Consider the following 23,143-nt stretch of genomic DNA (forward strand, 5'->3'; position numbering starts at 1 on the left):
GATCAGCAGCTGTAGTACAGCTCGTATTCCAGTGGGTGTACGAAGGTACGTACCTTGATTTCTTCTTCCGATTTCAGCGCGATGTAAGCGTCGATGAAGTCATCGCTGAACACGCCGCCTTTGGTCAGGAACGCACGGCCCTTGTCCAGTTCTTCCAGCGCTTCTTTCAGGCTGCCGCAAACTTGTGGGATCTCTGCAGCCTCTTCAGGTGGCAGGTCGTACAGGTTTTTGTCAGCTGCATCGCCAGGGTGGATCTTGTTCTGGATACCGTCCAGGCCAGCCATCAACAGAGCAGCGAACGCCAGGTATGGGTTAGCCGATGGGTCCGGGAAACGTGCTTCGATACGACGGCCGCGTGGGCTGGAGACGTAAGGAATACGGATCGAAGCGGAACGGTTGCGAGCCGAGTAGGCCAGCATGACCGGTGCCTCAAAACCTGGGACCAGACGCTTGTAGGAGTTGGTCGACGGGTTGGTGAAGCCGTTCAGCGCCTTACCGTGCTTGATGATACCGCCGATGAAGTACAGGGCGGTGTCGGACAGGCCGGCATAGCCTTCGCCCGCGAAGGTGTTCTTGCCATCTTTGGCGATGGACATGTGTACGTGCATACCCGAGCCGTTGTCGCCGTACAGAGGCTTAGGCATGAAGGTCGCGGTGCGGCCGTACGCATCGGCAACGTTGTGTACCACGTACTTCAGGGTCTGAACTTCGTCAGCCTTCTTGACCAGCGTGTTGAATTTCACGCCGATTTCGTTCTGGCCAGCGGTTGCCACTTCGTGGTGGTGAACTTCGACGACCTGGCCCATTTCTTCCAGGGCGTTGCACATTGCGGTGCGGATTTCGTGGTCGTGGTCGAACGGTGGAACCGGGAAGTAGCCGCCTTTGATACCAGGACGGTGGCCCTTGTTGCCGCCTTCGATGTCAGCGTCGGACATCCACGAACCTTGTTCGGAGAAGATCTTGAACATGGAACCGGAGATGTCGGATTTGAACTTCACTTCGTCGAAGATGAAGAATTCTGGCTCTGGACCGGCGAATACGGTGTCACCGATACCGGTGGACTTCAGGTATTCCTCGGCGCGGTGAGCGATAGCGCGTGGGTCGCGGTCGTAACCTTGCATGGTCGAAGGTTCGATGATGTCGCAAACCAGGATCAGGGTCGGCTCTTCGGTGAACGGGTCCAGAACGGCAGTTTCGTCGTCCGGCAGCAGGATCATGTCGGAGGCTTCGATGCCTTTCCAGCCAGAGATGGAGGAACCGTCGAACATTTTGCCGACTTCGAAGAAATCGTCTTCCAGCGCATCGCGAGCTGGCATGGTCACGTGGTGCTGAGTGCCTTTGGTGTCCGTGAAGCGCAGATCAATCCACTTAACGTCATGATCTTTGATGAGTTGAACCGACTTCGACATGTTGTCCTCCGGGGTGGATTAGGGCTGGGTAGTTGTGGGCCCTTTAATTTGGGTGATGCCGGGCGCGATAGTCGGCCAAGGCAACCTGCCTCACAAGGGAGCAATTTGCATGCCAGTGCCCTGTGTTGGGTTTTCCGCGTAAAACAACCGGTTTTAGGGCGTAAAACGTCGCAATTGTGAAAAGGAACGCACCTTATCGGTGCGTCAATATTGTATACAGTCCCTTTTTGGTGCGCTGATGACCGGCTATACGATAACTGGTTAAACCTTGAGCAATTTCCGCTATAATCCGCGCCCCCCTTTTTCGACCGGCACCTCGCGCGCTGTTTTCATGAAACTAATCGTCAAAGTTTTCCCGGAAATCACTATTAAAAGCCGGCCTGTGCGCAAGCGCTTCATCAAGCAGCTGGCTAAAAACATCCGCACCGTGCTCCGAGATCTGGATCCGGCGCTGGTGGTGGATGGCGTGTGGGACAACCTTGAGGTCGAAACGAAGGTTGAGGATGCGAAGGTCCTGCACGAAATGACCGAGCGCCTGAGCTGCATGCCCGGCATTGCCCATTTCCTGCAGGTCGATCAGTACCCACTGGGCGACATGGATGACATCTACGAGAAGTGCAAACTGCACTTCGGTGATGCCCTGTCGGGCAAGATTTTCTCAGTGCGCTGCAAGCGTGCCGGCCATCACGACTTCAGCTCGATGGACGTCGAGAAGTACGTGGGCAGTAAACTGCGTCGCGAATGCGGTGCGGCCGGCATCTCCCTGAAAGCGCCTGAAGTTGAAGTGCGCATCGAGATTCGCGACAAACGGTTGTTCGTGATTCACAGCCAGCACAACAGCATCGGCGGTTATCCGCTGGGCTCGCTGGAGCAGACGCTGGTGTTGATGTCGGGCGGTTTCGATTCCACCGTCGCGGCGTATCAGGTCATGCGTCGCGGCCTGATGAGCCATTTCTGCTTCTTCAATCTGGGCGGCAGGGCCCATGAACTGGGCGTGATGGAAGTCGCGCACTTCATCTGGAAGAAGTACGGCAGCTCGCAACGGGTCCTGTTCATCAGCGTACCGTTCGAGGAAGTTCTGGGAGAAATTCTCGGAAAAGTCGATAACAGTCATATGGGCGTAGTATTGAAGCGTATGATGTTGCGCGCTGCGACCAATATCGCCGACAGGCTGGAAATCGACGCGCTGGTGACCGGCGAAGCGATTTCACAGGTGTCCAGCCAGACACTGCCTAACCTGTCGGTCATCGATTGCGTGACGGAAAAGCTGGTTCTGCGCCCGCTGATCGCCAGTCACAAGCAGGACATCATCGACCTGGCCGACGAGATCGGCACCGGCGATTTTGCCCGGCACATGCCTGAATACTGCGGTGTGATCTCGGTCAATCCAAAGACCGCGGCCAAACGGAACCGCGTCGAGCATGAAGAAAAAGAATTCGACATGGCGGTACTCGAGCGTGCGCTCGAAAACGCCCGTCTGGTGCCCATCGATCGTGTGATCGAGGAATTGGGTCAGGACGTTCAGGTCGAAGAAGTCAGTCAGGCTCTGGCCGGACAAGTGGTCATCGACATCCGTCACCCGGATGAAGCCGAAGACCGTCCGCTGGAACTGTCGGGCGTTGAAGTACAAACGCTGCCGTTCTTTGCACTGAACAGCCGTTTCAAGGAACTGGATCACACGCGCCAGTACCTGTTGTATTGCGACAAAGGCGTCATGAGTCGCCTGCATGCTCATCATTTGCTCAGTGAGGGGCATGCCAATGTGCGCGTTTATCGACCGAGCTAAGTGCCCGGGGCTGTTTGCCTGTGGCTTGCGTCACCGGCCCCCCGACACCAGTCGTCAGCCGTAACGGCTTTAGCCGGCTCTACTGTTCATAGCTGCCTACACTAAGCAGCTGACCGAATCCTCTGATCGAGATACACAAGTGATCGAAAATCTACGCAACATCGCCATCATTGCTCACGTTGACCACGGTAAAACCACCCTCGTCGACAAGCTTTTGCGCCAGTCCGGCACCCTTGAGCGCAACGAGCTCAACGACGAACGCGTGATGGACTCCAACGACCAGGAAAAAGAGCGCGGTATTACCATTCTCGCGAAGAACACCGCGATCAACTGGAATGGCTACCACATCAACATCGTTGACACCCCGGGCCACGCCGACTTCGGTGGTGAAGTAGAGCGCGTGATGTCGATGGTTGACTCCGTTCTGCTGCTGGTCGACGCTCAAGACGGCCCTATGCCGCAAACCCGTTTCGTGACCAAGAAGGCGTTCGAAGCCGGCCTGCGTCCAATCGTGGTCATCAACAAGGTTGACCGTCCGGGCGCGCGTCCTGATTGGGTGCTGGACCAGATCTTCGATCTGTTCGACAACCTGGGCGCTACCGAAGAGCAACTGGACTTCCAGGTCGTCTACGCCTCTGCCATCAACGGCATCGCAGGTCTGGACCACAACGAAATGGCCGAAGACATGACCCCGCTGTACCAAGCGGTCGTCGATCACGTCCCTGCGCCGAAAGTTGACCGTGACGGTCCTTTCCAGATGCAGATTTCGGCACTGGACTACAACAGCTTCCTGGGCGTCATCGGTGTTGGCCGTATCGCTCGCGGTCGCGTCAAGCCGAACACCCCGGTTGTGGCGATCAGCGCTGACGGCAAGCGTCGCAACGGTCGTATCCTCAAGCTGATGGGTCACCACGGTCTGCACCGCATCGACGTCGAAGAAGCAGCTGCCGGCGACATCGTCTGCATCAGCGGCTTCGAAGAGCTGTTCATCTCCGACACCCTGTGCGACCCGACCGTCGTTGAAGCGATGAAGCCGCTGACCGTTGACGAGCCAACCGTTTCCATGACCTTCCAGGTAAACGACTCGCCATTCTGCGGTAAAGAAGGCAAGTTCGTGACGTCCCGTAACATCAAGGACCGTCTGGACAAAGAGCTGCTGTACAACGTTGCACTGCGCGTTGAAGAAGGCGACTCGGCTGACAAGTTCAAAGTATCCGGCCGTGGTGAGCTGCACCTCTCGGTACTGATCGAAACCATGCGTCGCGAAGGCTTCGAGCTGGCCCTGGGCCGTCCTGAAGTGATCATTCGTGAAGTCGACGGCGTCAAGCAAGAACCGTACGAAAACGTGACCATCGACATCCCTGAAGAATCGCAGGGCAAGGTCATGGAAGAGATGGGTCTGCGTAAAGGCGACCTGAGCAACATGGTCCCGGATGGCAAAGGCCGTGTGCGTCTGGAATACAACATCCCTGCTCGTGGTCTGATCGGTTTCCGTAACCAGTTCCTGACCCTGACCAACGGTGCTGGCATCCTGACCTCGATCTTCGATCGCTACGACACCGTGAAGTCGGGCCACATGTCCGGCCGTCAGAACGGCGTTCTGGTTTCGGTTGAAACCGGTAAGGCACTGACCTACTCCCTGGAAACCCTGCAGGCGCGTGGCAAGCTGTTCGTTGAACACGGTCAGGAAATCTACAACGGCCAGATCGTTGGTCAGAACAGCCGTGACAACGACCTGGGCGTCAACCCTACCAAGGGTAAGAAGCTCGACAACATGCGTGCTTCGGGTAAAGACGAAACCATCGCTCTGGTTCCACCTGTTCGCTTCACGCTGGAACAGGCTCTGGAATACATCCAGGAAGACGAGCTGTGCGAAGTCACGCCTAAGTCGATCCGTCTGCGCAAGAAGATCCTCGACGAAAGCGAGCGTACCCGCGCTGCCAAGAAAGCCAAGGCGTAACTAGCCCCGGCTGAACAAAAACGCCCCCGGTCGAAAGGCCGGGGGCGTTTTTGTTTGTATGGGAAATGGGAAGGCGTGGAGATTTCTGTGGGAGCGAATTCATTCGCGATGCGTTATGTCAGGCGATGCATCTCTAGCGCTCGGACGATTTTTCGCGAATGAATTCGCTCCCACGGTAAACCCTGCAACGCCGCCAATCCAGGCGTCAGACACAGATGCCCTTTGTGGTAGCGAATGTTGTCAGAACTTCAAAGGCACGCGCCCTGAGTTCGAGTTCAACGTGCCGCTGCTCTCGCGCACCACTTCTTTGGGCTTGTAAGCGCAATAGCCTGGGCGCGGACCGATCCTGGGGTGGTTGCGGCAGGTGTCCGGGCGTTTGTCGTAGATCGTGCACAAACGGCTCTTGCGATCCAGGTACAGGCAGTCGTTGTTGCTCATGCGCTGCAGGGTAAAAATCCCGGATTTCTGATTGAAGCGCTCGACGATCCCTTCCTTCTGCAGGCGTTTGGCGATGTTCTTCGGGTTGTCACCCTGTTCGAACTCGTCGACGATGCCAATGCGGATCAGGTCCTTGATCTTCGCTTCGACCGGCAACGTGCAGCAGCTGGACACGCAGCCTCCGCACATGTGGCTGGAGTATTTCTGCCAGGTCTCAAGGCGGTCGAGTTCGGCGGCGGCGATCAAGGTGGGTTTCATGACGGTTGGGTTCCGGGTGTATCGGGCGCGCGATCATACCGGGCCGCGCGCATTTCCCCTATCGCAAAATGATCGATGCGACTGTCGGCAAGCTGTGGGCGGCTGCCACCGCTTCGCAATAGAGTGCGAGTAGAGTGGGCGGACACGCCAGTCACGCCGAATCGAGGTAAACCCATGCAACCCGCTGAACAGGTGGTTAACGAGGTCTTCGGACTCTACGCGCAACGCGGCAGCGACGATTACATAGGGGAGCCGGTGTCGCAGATCGAGCACATGTCGCAGTCCGCCGAACTGGCGCTGGCCGAGGGTTATGACGACGAAGTGGTTCTGGCGGCGTTCTTCCACGACATCGGTCATCTCTGTGAAAGCGATACGGGTGCAGCAAGCATGGGCGGCTACGGCGTGGTCAGCCACGAACGAGTGGGCGCCGATTATCTGCGCAAATGCGGGTTTAGTGAGCGGGTCGCCAGGCTCGTGGAATATCACGTCCAGGCCAAGCGCTACCTGACGCTTCGCCAGCCCGGTTACTACGACCAGTTGAGCGAAGCGAGCCGGCGCACGCTGGAATATCAGGGCGGCGTAATGAGCGAATCAGAAGCGGAGGCCTTCGAGCGCGACCCGCTGTGCAGCGTCAGCCTGCGGATGCGTCAGTGGGATGAAATGGCGAAAGAGATGAACGTGCCGGTGATTGATCTGCAGACTCTCAAGGACAAGGCGCTCAGGCTGCTCGCCGCATAACCCTGTAGGAGCAATCCGAGTTTACGACGGTCGCGAAAGCGATTTGCCTGACACACCGCATCGCGATGCCTCGCAAACTCGGATTGCTCCTACTAGGGTTCGTGATGTTCAGATAAGAACCGTCTTGGCCAACACCTCGATCTGCTCCTGCCGCTCGGTCTGATCAAGCTTGGGATGCGGGTTCAGCGACGACCACTGCGGATGCGCCCGGGCTTTGTGCAACGCATCGGGCAGTTTGCCTTCGCGCCAGGTTTTGTCCTGTGGGGTGTCGAGCGTGATGCTGTCGACGGCGGCATGACCGCGAGCCTCCAGCGCAATCAGCAACTGGCGCTGCCGCAATGCAAGCAGACGCAGTACGGCGTCGTCGACGGTCAATTCGCGTTGGCCCTTCAGCTTGGCAAGCAAACGGCCACCGTAACTGCGTGCGGTCTGCAGTGCGCCGCCGGCAATGGCGCCGACCAACGCCGCCGCGCCGAGGGTGATGCCGCCCACCAGCAAGTCCACGCCCGCACCCGCCGCCGCGCCTGCCGCGATGCCACCGCCCACCCGCACGCCCAGCAGCTTCAGCGTTTCGGGATTGAACAGGTCATCGCCCCAGCGCCCGTCCAGCAGCGGCAGATCGCTGGCGGACGCGTCCTCCCGACGAAACGCATACAGCTTGAGTAACGCTTCCACGCAACGCTGTTCGCGCTGGCGCACGGCTTTGCGCACGTCGTCGATGGCTGACTGCACCTGATCAGACGTCGTCGCGACGCTGCGTCGGCAAGCCGCGCAGTCCAGCAGCAGCTCGGCGATAAGCCGCGCAGCGCTGTGGCGGCGGACCTCACGTTGCGCCTGTTGATCGGCGATCAGGCGTTCAAGCTGGCCCCGCGAGTTTTCCAGCAACAGAGCGAGGCTTTCATACAGTCGCCGCTCGCCATCTTCCGGTGGTGCCACGCTGTCAAAGCGCACCAGCGCGTGCAGGCCAAGTCGGGCCAGCGCTTCTCGCCAGTCCGGCTCGCGGTGCCGGGAACTGCTGACAAAGTTGAGCACCGGCAACAGGGGTTTGCCGCAACTGGCAAGCACGGCGAGTTCGTCGCGGTATTTGGCAAGCACCGGCTCGCGGGCGTCGATCACATAGAGGCCGGCATCCGACGCCAGCAACTGGCGCAACACCTTGGCCTCCTGTTCAAAGCGCTGGCGGGCTTCACTGCCTTCCAGAAAGCGCGCCAAACGTGCCGGGCCATCGAGGCGTTCGCCGGGCCGATCAAGACGCTCCAGGAAGTCGAGCAGGGCAATCGCGTCTTCAAGGCCGGGCGTGTCGTACAGTTCAAGCAGCGCGTCGCCATCGACTGATAATCGCGCGCCTTCCACATGGCGCGTCGTGCTCGGCCGGTGCGAGACTTCGCCAAATCCGACATCACGGGTCAGCGTGCGCAGTAATGAGGTTTTGCCCACATTGGTGTGGCCCACCACTGCCAACTTGAGTGGCCGGCGTGCGCCTGTATCAGTCATGTCCGGTCTCCAGCCAGGTCAGTGGCGCGCTGTCCGCCCACTTCAGCTCCAGTTGCTGCAGCGCCTGATGCCAATCGCCAAGGCGGTCGGCATCCAGCGCCTGACCCGCCGGCGCAGGCAGCAACCAGATACGCGTTGACGCCGCGCATCGTGCCAGCTCGGCAATCAGCGCGAGGCTGCCTCGATCAGGCGAGCGGCGCGGGTCGCAGGCGATGGCCAGACGTGCGGGCGGGTAGCGGGTCAGTTGGTCGAGCAGGTTTTTGCGGGATTCGCGGCTGTCGAGAATGCCAGCATCGGCCACGGTGTTTGGCAGTTCAGGCGGCCAGGGGCGTTGATCGTCCAGTTCGACTGCGACCAGCAGCGCACCTTCGCTCTCGAGGGTCGATGCGCCGGTTTGCACCTGATGCAGTTGCGCGGGGGCTGCGTCGTTGACACCAAGGCGTTCGCTGCTTGGCATCAGGCGTTCCCGCAGTTCGGCAAAGCCGGGCTGGCTGAGATCCAGTGTCAACTGCTGACGGCCGGCGCGCCAACGCACGTAGCACAGCAACGTCAGGAGCAAGCGCGGCAGGATGCCGTACACCACCAGCACGCCGACCAGCCAGGCGGCCCACGCCTGTCGAGCGTTTTCGATCGTTTGTGCGCTGTCGCCACTGGCGCGGATCATGTCTTCTGTGGGCACGCCGAAGCCGAGCAGCGAAGGCAGGGTGCCCAGGTTCTGGGTCAGGCTGACAAAGGTGTCGCTGCCCAGAATCGTGGTTTCCCAGACAAACCCGTAGCGTCGGGTCGCCATGAGCAATAACAGGAGGGTGAGGGCGCTGAGCAGCGCCAGTAACCAAAGGCCGTTGACGCAGATGCCCAGCACCCAGCGGTTCAGCCGTTTTCGTTGCAGCAGCAGAATCAGTGCCGGGGCCAGTTGCGCCGCTTGAGCGTCGCGGGCGAGTTTCTCGCTGAGCCATAACCAGAGGCGGCCGAGGCTGGCGGCGCTCCCGCCCGCGAAGATCAGGCCGAACGCCCAACTGATCAGCAGGATCAGGTTCAAGCCGAGCAGGCTGCCCAATGCCCAGAACACATTGACCGGCGTTTGTCCGTCACCCAGCGCCGCGAACGCCAGACCCGCACCGCTGACGACAGCGAACGCAGCCAGCACGATCAGCGAAAGCCGGGCGCCTTGTTTCCAGTGGTGCAGGGCCGTGAGCATGCCGTCACGTTCGGCGAGCGACAGGGCGCGATGCTTGATGCGGGTCAGCAAGTCACCCGCACCGGCGCGGGCACGGCGATTGGCCTCGTTGTCCTCCAGCGGGCCGGCGTGCTGCTCGCGCAAGCGCACGGCCTCGGTCAGCCACAATTCATCGAGTGGGGTCAGTGCAGTCACACAGTATCTCGTTGGCGAAGTCAGAAGTGAGCATAACCGTTGTGGCTGTAATCGCGCACAGCGGCAGGGTTGGCGTCTGTTGGACAACCGCAATCGCGAGCAAGCTCCCACCTGCAGCCTTACTCAACATTTTGGGGGAGCGAGCTTGCTCGCGAAGCTTTCTTTGACGCATCGCGGCATTGCGATCAGTACCGGGCTACGAATCCTTCCGTGGCCTCTGCTATCCTCGCCGCCATGAAAAAACATCTCCCCCTCAGCCTGATTGCCGCCCTCGGTGAAAACCGGGTCATCGGCGTCGACAATTCCATGCCCTGGCATTTGCCGGGGGACTTCAAGTATTTCAAGGCGACCACGCTGGGCAAGCCGATCATCATGGGTCGCAAGACCTGGGATTCGCTGGGCCGCCCGCTGCCCGGTCGACTGAACATCGTCGTGACCCGCCAGGCAGGCCTTCAGCTTGAGGGCGCGGAGGTCTTCACTTCGCTGGAAGCTGCCGTGCAGCGCGCCGAGGAGTGGGCGACCGAGCAGGGTGTTGACGAAGTGATGCTGATTGGCGGCGCGCAGCTTTATGCACAGGGGCTGGCGCACGCTGATCGTCTGTACCTGACGCGCGTGGCGTTGAGCCCAGAGGGTGATGCCTGGTTTCCGGAGTTCGATCGGGCGCAGTGGAAACAGGTGTCCGACACGCCAAACCCGGCGCTGGATGACAAGCCTGCGTACAGCTTTGAGGTGTGGGAACGAGGCTGATATCGCTATCGCGAATTCATTCGCGATGCTTTATGTCAGGCGATGTATTTCCAGCGCTCGGGCGATTTTTTGCGAATGAATTCGCTCCCATAGGGGGCCGGCAGTTGCTAAAGCAGCTGTCACAAATATGTCGTTTTTATGTCATTCGTCGCGAACAGTCCTCAACGTGACGCCTTCAGAACGTACACGGTCGCTGACGCATTAAAACAGTAATGGCTTTTTGTTACGGTCCAGCCTCGAACTGATAAAGGGGAGGACACCGTTATGAAGCTCGCACCAAAACTGTTGGCCGCTGCGCTCTGTCTGGGCCTTGCCGCGCAGGCCATGTCCACGGAACTCAAGCACTGGCCCGAGCCCGCGGCCAAGCAGCTGAACGCGATGATCGCGGCGAATGCCAACAAAGGTAATTTCGCCGTTTTCGACATGGACAACACCAGCTACCGCTATGACCTGGAAGAGTCGCTGCTCCCGTTCATGGAAAACAAAGGGCTGATCACGCGCGAAAAACTCGATCCTTCCCTCAAGCTGATCCCGTTCAAAGACACCGCTGAGCACAAGGAAAGCCTGTTCAGCTACTACTACCGCCTTTGCGAAATCGACGACATGGTCTGCTATCCATGGGTCGCGCAGGTGTTTTCCGGCTTTACCCTCAAAGAACTCAAAGGTTACGTGGACGAGCTGATGGCGTCCGGCAAGCCGGTCCCCAGCACCTATTACGAAGGTGATGTGGTCAAAACCATCGAGGTACAACCGCCGAAGGTCTTTACCGGCCAGGCCGAGCTTTACAACAAGCTGATGGAAAACGGCATCGAGGTCTACGTGATGACCGCCGCGTCCGAAGAACTGGTGCGCATGGTCGCGTCCGATCCCAAGTACGGCTACAACGTCAAACCGCAGAACGTCATCGGCGTGACCACGCTGCTGAAGAACCGCGACACCGGCGAGCTGACCACCGCACGCAAACAGATCACAGCAGGCAAGTACGACGAGAAGGCGAACCTGGGCCTGGAGCTCACGCCGTACCTGTGGACGCCAGCCACCTGGATGGCCGGTAAACAGGCCGCGATCCTGACCTACATTGATCAGTGGAAAAAACCGGTATTGGTCGGCGGCGACACGCCGACGAGTGACGGCTACATGCTGTTCCACAGTGTCGACGTCAACAAAGGTGGCATCCACCTGTGGGTCAACCGCAAAGATAAATACATGACCCAGCTCAACGGCATGATGAAAACCAATGCCGAGGCGCAAGCCAAAGAAGGGCTGCCGGTGACGGCGGACAAGAACTGGGTGATCGTCAAGCCGGACGAGATTCAGTAAAACGAATGACGCAGCAGCACGCAGGGAACGCGTGCCGCTGCCTTATTTCCACAACGTTATCCCCACAAACGCCGGTAACGCCCGTCGGCGTCATGATCATTGGCCTGCTTGGCCGTGTTGAAATGCCTACCTCCCCTGGGATCCGTCCCGTGTCCCGCGATGTACAGCCAATTGCCCTGATTGCTGTAGACGTCGTAGTCCACCAGCTGCGATTCGAACCACGCTGCGCCGGCGCGCCAGTCGCTTTTAAGCTCATGAATCAGGTAGCTGGCGACGATCTGGCGCATGCGGTTTGAGAGGTATCCAGTGGCCGCCAGCTCGCGCATGCCCGCATCGATCAAGGCCTCTCCTGTGTCGCCACGGCACCAACGCTCAAACCCCTGAGGGTTGTGATTGGGCTCGGCGCCACCGTTCAGGCCGCTCGCTCGGTACAGGCGCCGTCCGTACTTGAGGTGCAGGAAACGGAAATAGTCGCGCCACAGCAGCTCGAAAAAGATCCAGTACGTGCTGTCGTTGGCGCCCTGCGCGGCTTCGAATGCCTTGAGGGCCTGATCAATCTGAGGGGCTGACAATGAACCCAGCGCAAGCCAGGGGGAAAATTTGGTCGAGTCGTCGACCGCGCTCAGGTTGTTGCGTGTGGCCTTGTAGCTGTTCGCCAGTTGACGGTCGAAATACCGCTGCAGATGCTGGCGCCCCGATTGCTCGCTGCCATCGAACGCAGGCGTTTGATAAGGAAAGGCCGAGCGTGGATCCGTGTCGGGGGGCGATAAGCTCGGGATGGCCTCGGCGGTTACGCCGCCTGGCAGCCCAGGCAGCGCCGCCGGGGCATCCAGTACTTGGCGCGAGGCGGTGCCGGCTTTTTCCACCGAGCGGCGGAAGCTGCTGAAAACGTCCGGCAGTTCCTCGACGTGCATCGGCAGCGATTCGAGCGCGAACAAGCTGGATTGCCAGTGATCCTCGACCTGAAGGCCCGCAGCACGTAGCGCGTCAACCTGCGCCTCTTCCTCAGGGGCCGCGATACGTTCACAGATAATCTTTTTGACCGACAGGCGCCGTGCGAGGGCGATCAGTTGCTCAACGGGCTCGCCTTCCACATGCAACAGTGCGCTGCCTCTAGCCTTCAACTGGTCGTCCAGCGCTCTCACCGCAGCGTTCTCTATGGACTGGCGGTGCGGTCCTTTGCGAGGAAAGCCCCACGGCGTCATCGTCTGCGGCGCAGCGCAGTACACCGGCAGCAACGCTTGGGCCTGTTCGCACGCCTGAGTGAGCGCAGGGTTGTCGGCAAGCCGAAGGTCCTGACGAAACCAATAGATCAAGGTACTCATGGGAAGGGCTCACCGTCGATGGATCAAGGTCTTGGACCACGGGTAAAGGACAATGGATCTGTGCGGCTGACTCAATTAAAGCGCTCAGCAGGATTGCACTTTTGAGCCATAGTCATACAGGTGAATGACTGGAAAGGGGCTCAAATGAAAGCGATGTCTGTGTCTCCGCCGCCAAGGTACGTGGCCCTGCTTGGGTATGGCGGTTTGCTGCCGTTCCTTGGGCTCTTGTTGCTGATCCTGGTTTCAGCCGAATACCGTCCTCTCTGGACGCAAGCGCTGCTCGCCTACGGCGCGGTGATCCTGAGCTTTGTAGGCGCTTTGCATTGGGGCTTTGCCATGACCTTGCAGGGCTTGAACGCCGATCAGTGTCGCGAGCGGTTTATCTGGAGCGTCATACCGGCGCTGATCGCCTGGCCCGCGATGTTATTGCCAGCGCCGCTGGGGTGCCTGCTGCTGATTTTCGGTTTCGTCGCGCACTACTGGCAGGACAGGCGTTTGGTCAAAGCCACGACGCTGCCCGCCTGGTATTTGCCGATGCGACTGCGTTTAACGCTGGTCGCCAGTCTGTGCCTGCTGTTGGGCGCAATCACCGTCGCCATTGGATCGTGAAACCACCGACACGCCACCCCACCCCAGAGAATCGCAGACAAAAAAACACCCCGACCAGCGGGGTGTTTTTCATGACCGGTTGATGCTTACGGCACGAGCTTGTCCAGCATCGCCTTGTCGCGGACCGCGCCTTTGTCGGCACTGGTTGCGAGCAGGGCATAGGCCTTGAGCGCTGTAGTGACTTTGCGAGGACGCGATTCGACAGGCTTCCAGCCTTTCTTGTCCTGCTCGGCACGACGGGCCGCCATTTCCTCGTCGGAGATCAACAGGTTGATCCCACGGTTCGGGATGTCGATCAGCACCTTGTCGCCATCGCGCACCAGACCGATTGCGCCGCCCGCTGCCGCTTCAGGCGAAGCGTGGCCGATGGACAGGCCCGACGTGCCGCCCGAGAAGCGTCCGTCGGTCAACAATGCGCAGGCTTTGCCCAGGCCTTTGGATTTCAGGTACGACGTCGGGTAGAGCATTTCCTGCATGCCCGGGCCGCCTTTCGGGCCTTCGTAGCGGATGATCACGATATCGCCGGCTTTCACTTCGTCAGCGAGGATGCCGCGAACGGCGCTGTCCTGGCTTTCGAAGATCTTCGCGTTGCCTTCGAACACATGGATCGACTCGTCGACGCCTGCTGTTTTCACCACGCAACCGTCCAGCGCAATGTTGCCGTACAGCACGGCCAGGCCGCCTTCTTGCGAGTAAGCGTGCTCGACGCTGCGGATGCAGCCGTTTTCACGGTCGTCGTCCAGGGTTTCCCAGCGGGTCGACTGGCTGAACGCCGTTTGCGTCGGGATACCTGCCGGGCCCGCTTTGAAGAAGTGATGAACCGCTTCGTCGTCGGTCTGGGTGATGTCCCACTTGGCGATCGCTTCTTCCATGGATTTGGCGTGCACGGTCGGCAGGTCGGTATGCAGCAGACCGCCACGGGCCAGCGAACCGAGGATGCTGAAGATGCCGCCCGCACGGTGCACGTCTTCCATGTGGTACTTCTGGATGTTCGGCGCGACTTTGCACAGCTGCGGCACTTTGCGCGACAGACGGTCGATGTCACGCAGGTCGAAGGCGATTTCGGCTTCCTGGGCGGCGGCCAGCAGGTGAAGGATGGTGTTGGTCGAACCACCCATGGCGATGTCCAGCGTCATTGCGTTCTCGAACGCTTTGAAGTTGGCGATGTTGCGCGGCAGGACCGAGTCATCGTTATCGCGGTAGTAGGTTTTGCACAGGTCGACAATGGTACGGCCGGCTTGCAGGAACAATTGCTCGCGGTCACTGTGCGTGGCCAGCGTCGAACCGTTGCCGGGCAATGCCAGGCCCAGCGCTTCGGTCAGGCAGTTCATCGAGTTGGCGGTGAACATGCCGGAGCACGAACCGCACGTCGGGCACGCGCTGCGCTCGTATTCGGCGACTTTCTCGTCGGAAGCGGTCGAGTCGGCGGCGATGACCATGGCATCCACCAGGTCCAGACCGTGGCTGGCGAGTTTGGTCTTGCCGGCTTCCATCGGGCCGCCCGAAACAAAGATCACCGGGATGTTCAGGCGCAGAGCGGCCATCAGCATACCGGGGGTGATCTTGTCGCAGTTGGAGATGCAGACAATGGCGTCGGCGCAGTGGGCGTTGACCATGTACTCGACCGAGTCGGCGATGATCTCGCGGCTTGGCAGCGAGTACAGCATGCCGTCGTGGCCCATCGCGATGCCGTCATCCACGGCGATGGTGTTGAATTCCTTGGCGACGCCGCCTGCCTTTTCAATCTCGCGGGCAACCAGCTGGCCCAGATCCTTGAGGTGCACGTGACCCGGTACGAACTGGGTGAACGAGTTGGCGATGGCGATGATCGGCTTCTTGAAGTCTTCATCCTTCATGCCCGTGGCACGCCACAAAGCACGCGCGCCGGCCATGTTGCGGCCATGGGTAGACGTTTTCGAACGGTAATCAGGCATTGGAGCACTCCGGCTAATCGGCTAATAAGGAAGGGAGTGAGCTTCTAGTGACGTCGTATGCAAAGGCAGTGACCGGATGCAGCGAAGAAACCGAACGACACGGGATCACCGTACGCTCAGCCTGAGCTCATAAACCCGCCGGGGATGACTGGCGATGAATAGCGTTGATTCTACACCTGTGGCGGCGGGAGGGAATGGCAGGAAGTGTTGAGCGTGAGGACTTGAGCCTGAACGGTTGGTTTTTGAAATGCCGCAGGCCCTGTTCGCGGGCAAGCGCGCTCCTACAAATGAATGCGTTATCACATGGGAATACGCTCGACTGTAGGAGCGCGCTTGCCCGCGAAAGCGCCAGTCCGAACACATCTGATTACTTGATCAACCCTCGTTGGTTCAGGCTTGCACTAGCCTTTCCTTGAACCATTTTTTCAGGGACAAGGGAATGTCTGCATCTAAAAGGGCCTGCGATTTGAGGTTGGGGCGATATTCGGGTGATGGCCAGATTTATCTTCTGACGTCTGTCGTACATGGCCGCCAACCCCTCTTTTCCAACTGGTTGGCAGGCCGGTTGGTGGTGGACGAGTTTCGCCGTGTTCAGCAGGAAGGCATCGCGGACTCGTTGGCGTGGGTTGTCATGCCAGACCATTTTCATTGGCTGGTGAGATTGAGGCAGGGCAATTTGGGAATGTTGATGCGGCGGGTTAAATCCGGCAGCGCGCTTGCGATCATGAGGTCTGGTCACACGCCGCTTCGCGTCTGGCAGAAGGGTTACCACGACAGGGCTGTCAGGCGAGAGGAGGATTTGCAGGCGATTGCGCGTTACATCGTTGCCAATCCGTTGAGGGCCGGATTGGTCAAGCGGGTGGGGGATTACCCGCTCTGGGATGCGGTTTGGCTGTGAGATTTTTCGCGGGCAAGCGCGCTCCTACAGTTGACCGCGGCGTTCTTGAGCTGCATCACACCGCGTACACCGCGTACACCGCGTACACCGCGTACACCGCGTACACCGCGTACACCGCGTACACCGCGTACACCGCGTACACCGCGTACATCGCAGGTAAACGCGGTCCGTTGTAGGAGCGCGCTTGCCCGCGATTGCGTCAGTCAGGTCGCCAAAAAATCAACTATTGGGCAACAACCGGCACGTAATGCTCTTGATGTAGCGCGTTTCCGGGATGGCCGGGTGTACCGGGTGGTCCGGGCCCTGGCCGCCGCGTTCCAGCAGCTGGATGTTGCGGTCCAGATGACGGGCGCTGGTCAGGAGGATGTTCTGCAGATCATCTTCGGGCAGGTGCATCGAGCAGGATGCGCTGACCAGGATGCCGTCTTTGCTCAGCAGGCGCATGGCCTGCTCGTTCAGGCGACGGTAGGCGCCTTCGCCGTTCTTCAGGTCTTTCTTGCGTTTGATGAACGCTGGCGGATCGGCAACGATCACGTCGAAACGCTCTTCAGCGGCTTTCAACTCTTTCAGCGCTTCAAACACATCGCCTTCGATGCAGGTGACTTTCTCGGCAAAACCGTTCAGCCCGGCGTTGCGTTCAACACCATCGAGCGCGAACCCGGAGGCGTCAACGCAGAACACTTCGCTGGCGCCAAACGCGCCGGCCTGCACGCCCCAGCCGCCGATGTAGCTGAACAGGTCCAGCACGCGTTTGCCTTTGACGTACGGCGCCAGACGCGCGCGGTTCATGCGGTGGTCATAGAACCAGCCGGTTTTCTGGCCTTCCATGACCGGCGCTTCGAATTTCACGCCGTTCTCTTCCAGCGCCACCCACTCAGGCACCAGACCGAATGCGGTTTCGACGTAGCGGGTCAGGCCCTCGGCGTCGCGCGCGGCGGAATCGTTCTTCAGCAAAATGCCACTCGGCTTGATCACTTGAATCAGCGCCGCCAGGACATCGTCCTTGTGCTGTTCCATGGTCGCAGAGGCCAGCTGCACCACCAGGATATCGCCGAAACGATCGACCACCAGACCCGGCAACAGATCGGAGTCGCCGTACACCAGTCGATAAAAAGGTTTGTCGAACAGGCGCTCGCGCAGCGACAGGCAGACGTTCAGGCGATGCACCAGCAGCGACTTGTCCAGCGGCAGCTTGACGTCGCGCGACAGCAAGCGCGCGCAGATCAGGTTGTTGGGGCTCATGGCGACGATGCCCAGCGGCTTGCCGCCCGCTGCTTCCAGAATCGCTTGAGCGCCCGGAGCAAAGCCGTTGAGCGGGGTGGCGGCAACGTCGATTTCGTTGCTGTAGATCCACAGGTGACCGGCGCGCAGGCGACGGTCGGCGTTGGGCTTGAGGCGCAAGCTAGGCAGGGACATGACGTCGCTCCGGAAAAAAGAGCGGGATTATAACGTGTGATCTCGCTTGCGGGCGTCTGGCGATGAATTAACCGGCTAGCGGTCTGTCGGATCCAGAGAGTGTTTCAGCGGTTGTCGAAGCATGGGCGGTAAAGGTTAGAATCGCCCCCTGACCTTGAGTGTGTACTTATGTCCCAAGAGCTTACTTCCGAGCAGATCCAGCAGGCGTTGCAAGGCATCAGCGTTCCGCCCCAGCCGCAAATCATGGTCGATTTGCAGATGGAGCAGTACATGCCCGACCCTGATCTGGGTGTGATCGCCCGGTTGATTGCACAGGACCCCGGCCTCTCCGGCGCTCTGCTGAAAATCGTCAACTCGGCGCATTACGGTCTGGCCAACAAGATCGCTTCCATTCAGCGTGCGGTGAATCTGCTGGGCAGCCGGTCCGTCATCAACCTGATCAACGCGCAGTCGATCAAGGGCGAGATGACTGACGAAACCATCGTGGTGCTCAACCGCTTCTGGGACACCGCTCAGGATGTCGCCATGACCAGCCTCACGTTGGCCAAGCGACTCGGCTCGCAGACGGTGGACGAATCCTACGCGCTGGGCCTGTTCCACGACTGCGGCGTGCCGTTGATGCTCAAGCGTTTCCCGGAGTACATGAACGTGCTGGAAGAGGCCTACGCCAAAGCCGGGCCGGAGTGCCGGGTGGTGGACACGGAGAACCGCATTCTCAACACGAACCACGCGGTAGTCGGCTATTTCACGGCCAAGTCCTGGCGTTTGCCTGAACATGTCAGCAATGCCATCGCCAACCATCACAATGCGCTGGCGATCTTTCAGGACGATTCAGGCCGCAATGCGCCGCTGAAAAACCTGCTGGCGACCCTTAAGATGGCCGAGCACATCTGCTCGTCCCATCGCGTATTGGGGAATCAGGCCATTGACCATGAATGGAACAGCATCGGTCATCTGATTCTCGATTACGTCGGCCTGTCCGATTACGACTTCGAAAACCTCAAAGAAAGTATCCGTGAACTGAGCGCGCACTGATCACGTGCGCCTGCGGTCCCGTCGCCTCCGAGCTGCTGCCTGATGCCTGAATTACCTGAAGTCGAAACCACCCGTCGGGGCATCGCGCCTCATCTGGAAGGGCAACGCGTCAGTCGCGTGATTGTTCGCGATCGGCGTTTGCGCTGGCCGATTCCGGAGGATCTGGACGTGCGCCTGTCCGGCCAGAAGATCGTGGTCGTGGAGCGACGCGCCAAATACCTGCTGATTCAGGCCGAGGTGGGAACGTTGATCAGCCACTTGGGCATGTCGGGCAATCTGCGATTGGTCGAAGCGGGGCTTCCCGCGCTCAAGCACGAGCACGTCGACATCGAACTGGAATCCGGGCTGGCGCTGCGTTACACCGACCCGAGGCGTTTTGGCGCAATGCTCTGGAGTCTCGATCCTCACAACCACGAGTTGTTGATGCGTCTGGGGCCTGAGCCGTTGACCGATCTGTTCGATGGCTTGCGGCTTTACGAGCTGTCGCGCGGACGGTCGATGGCGGTGAAGCCGTTCATCATGGACAACGCGGTGGTGGTGGGCGTGGGCAATATCTACGCAACCGAGGCACTGTTCGCGGCAGGGATCGACCCGCGTCGTGAGGCCAAGAGCATTTCCAAGGCGCGCTATATAAAGCTGGCCATCGAGATCAAGCGCATTCTGGCCGCTGCCATCGAGCGGGGCGGTACGACGCTGCGTGATTTCATCGGCGGTGACGGTCAGCCGGGGTATTTCCAGCAGGAATTGTTCGCGTACGGACGCGGCGAAGAGCCTTGCAAGGTGTGCGGCACGACGATGCGCGAAGTCAAACTGGGGCAACGGGCGAGCGTTTATTGCCCCAAATGTCAGAAGTAGCGCGCGGCGCCCGGCGGAATGTGTGTCGCGAATGAGACAGACATCCCCTTGCTTAACCCCGATCCCTGTTTATAGTGAGCACCATCACTTTTTCGTCGAGCCTGAAGGATCACGCCATGCGCCCGTTTCGTATTCTCGCCGCTACCCTGGCCGTGTTCTTCGGCTTGCAGATGACACCGGCCATGGCGCAGGTTGAGGCCGCTGGCAGCGGTGATCCGGTGTACCAGATTCAGAATCCCCCGGCTTACGCGATGATGGGGGACCTGCTGATCGCGCGTCCGCTGCTGATCGTGGCAACCGTGATTGGTGCGGGCCTGTTCGTGATCGCATCGCCGTTCGCTGCGGCGGGCGGTAACCTCGGCGCGACCGGCAAGGCACTGGTCGTCGATCCGGGCAAAGCAGCCTTCGTGCGCTGCCTGGGTTGCACCACGAGCGGCTACGGCAAGCACGACTGATCGGCGCAGGTTCGCACTAGATTCAGCGGCGCATCGGGCCTGAACGTCGCTGACAGACCTATTCCGCGAGGATCACTCGCGGCTTCTACCTTGGCGTTGTTCTTGCGCCACAACAGCACTTGCTGATTTCCGAAATCGCGCTTGGTCTCCCTGAGGCGATAACCGCGCTCGCGCAGGTCACTTAATTCCTCTTCGGTGAACGCGCCGGCCTCGTACTCCAGCACGTCCGGAATGTATTGGTGATGGTAGCGCGGCGCCGAGGTCCATTGGGTCACTGGCTGATCGTCCAGGTATTGCAGCATCGACAACAGCACCACGCTGGGGATCCGGCTGCCGCCTGGCGTGCCGAAGGCGGTGAACGCCTGCGGACTTTCAATGAAGCTCGGGCTCATGCTCGACAGAGGACGCTTGCCGGGTTCGATGATGTTCGCCTGGCTGCCGACCAGCCCGTAGGTATTGCTGCCTTTGGGATCGACCGCGAAGTCGTCCATTTCGTCGTTCAAAATCACGCCCGTGCCGGGCACGGTGAAGGTCGAGCCAAACGGCAGGTTCAGTGAGAGCGTCGCGGCGACGGCGTTGCCCTCGTTGTCGAGGACCGAGAAATGGCTGGTGTTGTCACCTTCGCGCCAGCGCGGTGCGGGCGGCAGGATGTTATTGGGCGTGGCGCGATGAGGGTCGATGCTGCCCGTCAGCTCAAACAGGTAGTCGGGTGCCAGGACCTGAGCGATCGGATTGGGCACAAAGTCAGGATCACCGAATAACACCCGATCGCGAAAGGCGCGTCGCAGCACTTCCACGACGTAATGGGCGCGCTGGACTTTTTCCGACTCCCGCCACGGCAGTTGCTGCAGCATGAACAGGCTTTGTGCCAAGGCAATGCCGCCCGCTGAAGGCGGAGGCGCGCTGATCAGCTCCCGCTGGTCCGCCAGCTGGAAACGGAGCGGCGTGCGGGTGATGACCTCGTACTCTTCGAAATCATGGTAATTCCAGATGCCGCCCGCGGCGCGAACCCCGCTGACCATCGCTTGTGCCGTCAGCCCGCTGTAAAACCCGGCGCGACCTTTGTCCGCCAGACGATCCAGCGTCTGCGCGAGTTCGGGCTGTTTGATGATTTCGCCGATGTCAGGGACTTCGTTGTTGCGCAGGAACAGGCGGGCGCTTTCCTTGTTGGCGCGCAGGGCAAACAACCGCCAACTGGCACGCTCCCGATACACCTCATCGACCTTGAAACCGCGATACGCAATACGAATGGCAGGCGCCATGGAAATGCTCAACGGCAACCGGCCATAACGCTCGGCGAGTTCAACCAGGGCAGCCGGTAACCCCGGGATCGCGGCCGCCAACGGGCCATTCAGGGAAAGGTCCGGCTGAGCAACGCCGTGGCGATAAAACATCTTGAGCTTGGACTTGAGCGGCGCTTTTTCTCGCGCATCGAGGAACTGATACTGGACAGGCTCACCTGCCTGGCGCAGCAAAAAGAAGCCGCCACCGCCCATGCCCGAACCGTAAGGCTCGACCACGGCAAGGGTCGCGCTGATCGCGATGGCGGCATCGAAAGCGTTGCCGCCGTCGACGAGGATTTCCCGACCGGCGGCGGTGGCGATGGGGTGTGGGCTGGCAATGGCGGCCTGGTCAGGGTGATCAGGACTGGCTTGAGCCGAAAGGGCGCTCAGTGAAAGCACTGCGCCAAACAACGAGGGTATTCGCTCCAGCATCGATGTCATGCGTATCTCGCTCAGGTCAACAGGCATTACAGCCAGTGTCTTCGGCGAAAGCGCGGATGCCGACAAAATATGCCTTTGGTTATGCCTTGCTGGTAATCAACTGGTACTTGGCCATGAGCTCATCTTTGCTCTCGACGTGGTTCTCATCCAGCGGAATGCAGTCCACGGGGCAGACTTGCTGGCACTGCGGCTCGTCGTAATGGCCAACGCATTCGGTGCACAGGTTCGGGTTGATCACGTAGATCTCCTCACCTTGGGAAATCGCTTCGTTCGGACACTCGGGTTCGCAGACGTCGCAATTGATGCAATCGTCGGTGATGATCAGGGACATGGATACTCCTGCCGCGGTCGACACCGGGGCATATCTAAACTAATGCGGCGAATTGTGCCGCATTAGCGCTCGGTATGCACCTGAACATCACTCACGAACCGGGCTGGAACCTTTCCTTGAGCGCCTGAGCGACCGCCGGGTGTACGAATTTAGTGATATCACCACCCAGCGCGGCAATTTCTCTGACCAGCGTAGATGAAATGAATGAGTAGCGTTCGGACGGCGTGAGAAAAAGGCTTTCCACGTCAGGCGCGAGCTGTTTATTCATGTTGGCGAGCTGAAACTCGTACTCGAAGTCGGAAACGGCACGCAGTCCGCGCAACAGAATGTTGGCGTTCTGTTCCTGGGCAAAATGCGCCAGCAGGCTTGAAAATCCCACCACTTCTACGTTCGACAGGTGCTTGGTCGCTTCGCGAGCCAGATCCACGCGTTGCTCCAGAGGAAACAACGGGTTTTTCTTGGGGCTGGCGGCAACGGCGATGACCACTTGGTCGAACATCCGCGAGGCACGCTCGACCAGATCGATATGGCCCTTGGTGATAGGGTCGAAGGTGCCTGGGTACAACACTCGGTTCATCGCGTCGTCCTGGTCGGAGTCCGTAGGGGACTCGGATGGTAGCGCAGGAGACTGGGTCGGCCAAGTCAGGCCGCAGGACTGGCCGCGATAGAGGGCCTCGTAGGAGCCGGCTACAGATTAGATATCGACCGCAAATCATCGGAACGACGCAGTACCTGTAGGAGACGTCCGAGGTTACGAGGGCAGCGATGCGGTGGGTCAGTGACATTGAGTTTGCCTGAACGACCGCATTCGCCAGCAAGCCGGCTCCTACAGATTAGATATCGACCGCAATCATCGGAACGACGCAGTACCTGTAGGAGACGTCCGAGGTTACGAGGGCAGCGATGCGGTGGGTCAGTGACATTGAGGTTGCCTGAACGACCGCTTTCGCCAGCAAGCTGGCTCCTACAGATTAGATATCGACCGCAATCATCGGAACGACGCAGTACTTGTAGGAGACGTCCGAGGTTACGAGGGCAG

At 59.7% G+C, this 23,143-nt stretch carries 20 protein-coding genes; 10 read left to right on the forward strand and 10 right to left on the reverse strand.

Going from position 1 to position 23,143, the window contains the following annotated elements:
* Window positions 1–2: 2 nt before the first annotated feature.
* Window positions 3–1,409, reverse strand: a complete 1,407-nt coding sequence (gene glnA / locus AB4N84_RS12005) for a glutamate--ammonia ligase (protein WP_062385596.1) — start codon at window positions 1,407–1,409, stop codon at window positions 3–5.
* A 331-nt stretch (window positions 1,410–1,740) separates the two neighbouring features.
* Here glnA and thiI point away from each other — a divergent pair, with 331 nt between their 5' ends.
* Both thiI and typA read left to right on the forward strand, forming a co-directional pair.
* Complete coding sequence (gene thiI / locus AB4N84_RS12010; protein WP_074752426.1) at window positions 1,741–3,195, forward strand: tRNA uracil 4-sulfurtransferase ThiI; 1,455 nt, start codon at window positions 1,741–1,743, stop codon at window positions 3,193–3,195.
* Between the two features lie 139 nt (window positions 3,196–3,334).
* The gene (gene typA, locus AB4N84_RS12015) at window positions 3,335–5,155 is read left to right on the forward strand and encodes a translational GTPase TypA (protein ID WP_074752425.1); all 1,821 of its coding nucleotides are present in this window, start codon (window positions 3,335–3,337) and stop codon (window positions 5,153–5,155) included.
* Between the two features lie 240 nt (window positions 5,156–5,395).
* Here typA and AB4N84_RS12020 read toward each other — a convergent pair whose 3' ends face one another.
* A complete protein-coding gene (locus AB4N84_RS12020) occupies window positions 5,396–5,851 on the reverse strand; it encodes a YkgJ family cysteine cluster protein (RefSeq protein WP_460046492.1) in 456 nt (151 codons plus the stop codon).
* Window positions 5,852–6,025: 174 nt separating this feature from the next.
* Between AB4N84_RS12020 and AB4N84_RS12025 the strand changes: the two genes are divergently transcribed.
* Entirely contained in the window at window positions 6,026–6,589 is a 564-nt protein-coding gene (locus AB4N84_RS12025; protein ID WP_460046494.1) for a phosphonate degradation HD-domain oxygenase, read from the forward strand.
* Window positions 6,590–6,697: 108 nt separating this feature from the next.
* On the opposite strand, the gene AB4N84_RS12030 is transcribed toward AB4N84_RS12025, so the two are convergent.
* Both AB4N84_RS12030 and AB4N84_RS12035 read right to left on the reverse strand, forming a co-directional pair.
* A complete protein-coding gene (locus tag AB4N84_RS12030; RefSeq protein WP_460046495.1) occupies window positions 6,698–8,083 on the reverse strand; it encodes a GTPase/DUF3482 domain-containing protein in 1,386 nt (461 codons plus the stop codon).
* Window positions 8,076–9,455, reverse strand: coding sequence for a DUF2868 domain-containing protein (locus AB4N84_RS12035; RefSeq protein WP_460046497.1), 1,380 nt, complete (start codon window positions 9,453–9,455; stop codon window positions 8,076–8,078). The genes AB4N84_RS12030 and AB4N84_RS12035 overlap by 8 nt, the downstream gene beginning before the upstream one ends.
* A gap of 234 nt (window positions 9,456–9,689) precedes the next feature.
* On the opposite strand from AB4N84_RS12035, the gene AB4N84_RS12040 reads away from it, so the two are divergent.
* Both AB4N84_RS12040 and AB4N84_RS12045 read left to right on the forward strand, forming a co-directional pair.
* Complete coding sequence (locus AB4N84_RS12040; RefSeq protein WP_460047005.1) at window positions 9,690–10,202, forward strand: dihydrofolate reductase; 513 nt, start codon at window positions 9,690–9,692, stop codon at window positions 10,200–10,202.
* 264 nt (window positions 10,203–10,466) lie between these two features.
* Window positions 10,467–11,522 carry an HAD family hydrolase gene (locus AB4N84_RS12045; protein WP_460046499.1) on the forward strand — a complete coding sequence of 352 codons (1,056 nt, stop codon included), beginning with the start codon at window positions 10,467–10,469 and terminating at the stop codon, window positions 11,520–11,522.
* 56 nt (window positions 11,523–11,578) lie between these two features.
* On the opposite strand, the gene AB4N84_RS12050 is transcribed toward AB4N84_RS12045, so the two are convergent.
* Window positions 11,579–12,847 carry a DASH family cryptochrome gene (locus AB4N84_RS12050; RefSeq protein ID WP_460046500.1) on the reverse strand — a complete coding sequence of 423 codons (1,269 nt, stop codon included), beginning with the start codon at window positions 12,845–12,847 and terminating at the stop codon, window positions 11,579–11,581.
* A 144-nt stretch (window positions 12,848–12,991) separates the two neighbouring features.
* Between AB4N84_RS12050 and AB4N84_RS12055 the strand changes: the two genes are divergently transcribed.
* Window positions 12,992–13,456 (forward strand): DUF3429 domain-containing protein, encoded by a 465-nt coding sequence (locus AB4N84_RS12055; RefSeq protein WP_460046501.1) that lies wholly within the window; start codon window positions 12,992–12,994, stop codon window positions 13,454–13,456.
* Between the two features lie 86 nt (window positions 13,457–13,542).
* Here the strand turns inward: AB4N84_RS12055 and ilvD are convergent, their stop codons facing one another.
* Entirely contained in the window at window positions 13,543–15,390 is a 1,848-nt protein-coding gene (ilvD, locus tag AB4N84_RS12060) for a dihydroxy-acid dehydratase (protein WP_074752416.1), read from the reverse strand.
* Between the two features lie 439 nt (window positions 15,391–15,829).
* Between ilvD and AB4N84_RS12065 the strand changes: the two genes are divergently transcribed.
* Window positions 15,830–16,288, forward strand: a complete 459-nt coding sequence (locus AB4N84_RS12065) for an REP-associated tyrosine transposase (RefSeq protein ID WP_074752415.1) — start codon at window positions 15,830–15,832, stop codon at window positions 16,286–16,288.
* A gap of 219 nt (window positions 16,289–16,507) precedes the next feature.
* Here AB4N84_RS12065 and AB4N84_RS12070 read toward each other — a convergent pair whose 3' ends face one another.
* Window positions 16,508–17,704, reverse strand: coding sequence for a class I SAM-dependent rRNA methyltransferase (locus AB4N84_RS12070; RefSeq protein WP_074752414.1), 1,197 nt, complete (start codon window positions 17,702–17,704; stop codon window positions 16,508–16,510).
* A gap of 168 nt (window positions 17,705–17,872) precedes the next feature.
* On the opposite strand from AB4N84_RS12070, the gene AB4N84_RS12075 reads away from it, so the two are divergent.
* The 3 genes from AB4N84_RS12075 to AB4N84_RS12085 all read left to right on the forward strand — a co-directional run bounded on the left by AB4N84_RS12075 (window position 17,873) and on the right by AB4N84_RS12085 (window position 20,049).
* A complete protein-coding gene (locus tag AB4N84_RS12075; protein WP_074752413.1) occupies window positions 17,873–18,739 on the forward strand; it encodes an HDOD domain-containing protein in 867 nt (288 codons plus the stop codon).
* A 42-nt stretch (window positions 18,740–18,781) separates the two neighbouring features.
* Entirely contained in the window at window positions 18,782–19,594 is an 813-nt protein-coding gene (mutM, locus tag AB4N84_RS12080; protein ID WP_346833141.1) for a bifunctional DNA-formamidopyrimidine glycosylase/DNA-(apurinic or apyrimidinic site) lyase, read from the forward strand.
* 116 nt (window positions 19,595–19,710) lie between these two features.
* A complete protein-coding gene (locus AB4N84_RS12085; protein WP_074752411.1) occupies window positions 19,711–20,049 on the forward strand; it encodes a multidrug transporter in 339 nt (112 codons plus the stop codon).
* Here AB4N84_RS12085 and ggt read toward each other — a convergent pair.
* From ggt to coaD, 3 genes are all read right to left on the reverse strand, one after another.
* A complete protein-coding gene (gene ggt / locus AB4N84_RS12090; RefSeq protein ID WP_460046503.1) occupies window positions 20,031–21,773 on the reverse strand; it encodes a gamma-glutamyltransferase in 1,743 nt (580 codons plus the stop codon). The two genes, AB4N84_RS12085 and ggt, sit on opposite strands and share 19 nt — an antisense overlap.
* Window positions 21,774–21,852: 79 nt before the next feature.
* The gene (locus AB4N84_RS12095; protein WP_074752410.1) at window positions 21,853–22,104 is read right to left on the reverse strand and encodes a YfhL family 4Fe-4S dicluster ferredoxin; all 252 of its coding nucleotides are present in this window, start codon (window positions 22,102–22,104) and stop codon (window positions 21,853–21,855) included.
* Window positions 22,105–22,195: 91 nt separating this feature from the next.
* Entirely contained in the window at window positions 22,196–22,681 is a 486-nt protein-coding gene (coaD, locus tag AB4N84_RS12100; protein ID WP_074752409.1) for a pantetheine-phosphate adenylyltransferase, read from the reverse strand.
* Window positions 22,682–23,143: the final 462 nt, after the last annotated feature.

The sequence above is a fragment of the Pseudomonas sp. S2_H01 genome (assembly GCF_054668305.1).

Coding starts and splice junctions, on each gene's coding strand:
- glnA (WP_062385596.1), bottom strand. CDS start 1,409: ATGTCGAAGTCGGTTCAACTCATCAAAGATCATGACGTTAAGTGGATT.
- thiI (WP_074752426.1), top strand. CDS start 1,741: ATGAAACTAATCGTCAAAGTTTTCCCGGAAATCACTATTAAAAGCCGG.
- AB4N84_RS12020 (WP_460046492.1), bottom strand. CDS start 5,851: ATGAAACCCACCTTGATCGCCGCCGCCGAACTCGACCGCCTTGAGACC.
- AB4N84_RS12025 (WP_460046494.1), top strand. CDS start 6,026: ATGCAACCCGCTGAACAGGTGGTTAACGAGGTCTTCGGACTCTACGCG.
- AB4N84_RS12030 (WP_460046495.1), bottom strand. CDS start 8,083: ATGACTGATACAGGCGCACGCCGGCCACTCAAGTTGGCAGTGGTGGGC.
- AB4N84_RS12040 (WP_460047005.1), top strand. CDS start 9,690: ATGAAAAAACATCTCCCCCTCAGCCTGATTGCCGCCCTCGGTGAAAAC.
- AB4N84_RS12045 (WP_460046499.1), top strand. CDS start 10,467: ATGAAGCTCGCACCAAAACTGTTGGCCGCTGCGCTCTGTCTGGGCCTT.
- AB4N84_RS12050 (WP_460046500.1), bottom strand. CDS start 12,847: ATGAGTACCTTGATCTATTGGTTTCGTCAGGACCTTCGGCTTGCCGAC.
- AB4N84_RS12055 (WP_460046501.1), top strand. CDS start 12,992: ATGAAAGCGATGTCTGTGTCTCCGCCGCCAAGGTACGTGGCCCTGCTT.
- ilvD (WP_074752416.1), bottom strand. CDS start 15,390: ATGCCTGATTACCGTTCGAAAACGTCTACCCATGGCCGCAACATGGCC.
- AB4N84_RS12065 (WP_074752415.1), top strand. CDS start 15,830: ATGTCTGCATCTAAAAGGGCCTGCGATTTGAGGTTGGGGCGATATTCG.
- AB4N84_RS12070 (WP_074752414.1), bottom strand. CDS start 17,704: ATGTCCCTGCCTAGCTTGCGCCTCAAGCCCAACGCCGACCGTCGCCTG.
- AB4N84_RS12075 (WP_074752413.1), top strand. CDS start 17,873: ATGTCCCAAGAGCTTACTTCCGAGCAGATCCAGCAGGCGTTGCAAGGC.
- mutM (WP_346833141.1), top strand. CDS start 18,782: ATGCCTGAATTACCTGAAGTCGAAACCACCCGTCGGGGCATCGCGCCT.
- AB4N84_RS12085 (WP_074752411.1), top strand. CDS start 19,711: ATGCGCCCGTTTCGTATTCTCGCCGCTACCCTGGCCGTGTTCTTCGGC.
- ggt (WP_460046503.1), bottom strand. CDS start 21,773: ATGACATCGATGCTGGAGCGAATACCCTCGTTGTTTGGCGCAGTGCTT.
- AB4N84_RS12095 (WP_074752410.1), bottom strand. CDS start 22,104: ATGTCCCTGATCATCACCGACGATTGCATCAATTGCGACGTCTGCGAA.
- coaD (WP_074752409.1), bottom strand. CDS start 22,681: ATGAACCGAGTGTTGTACCCAGGCACCTTCGACCCTATCACCAAGGGC.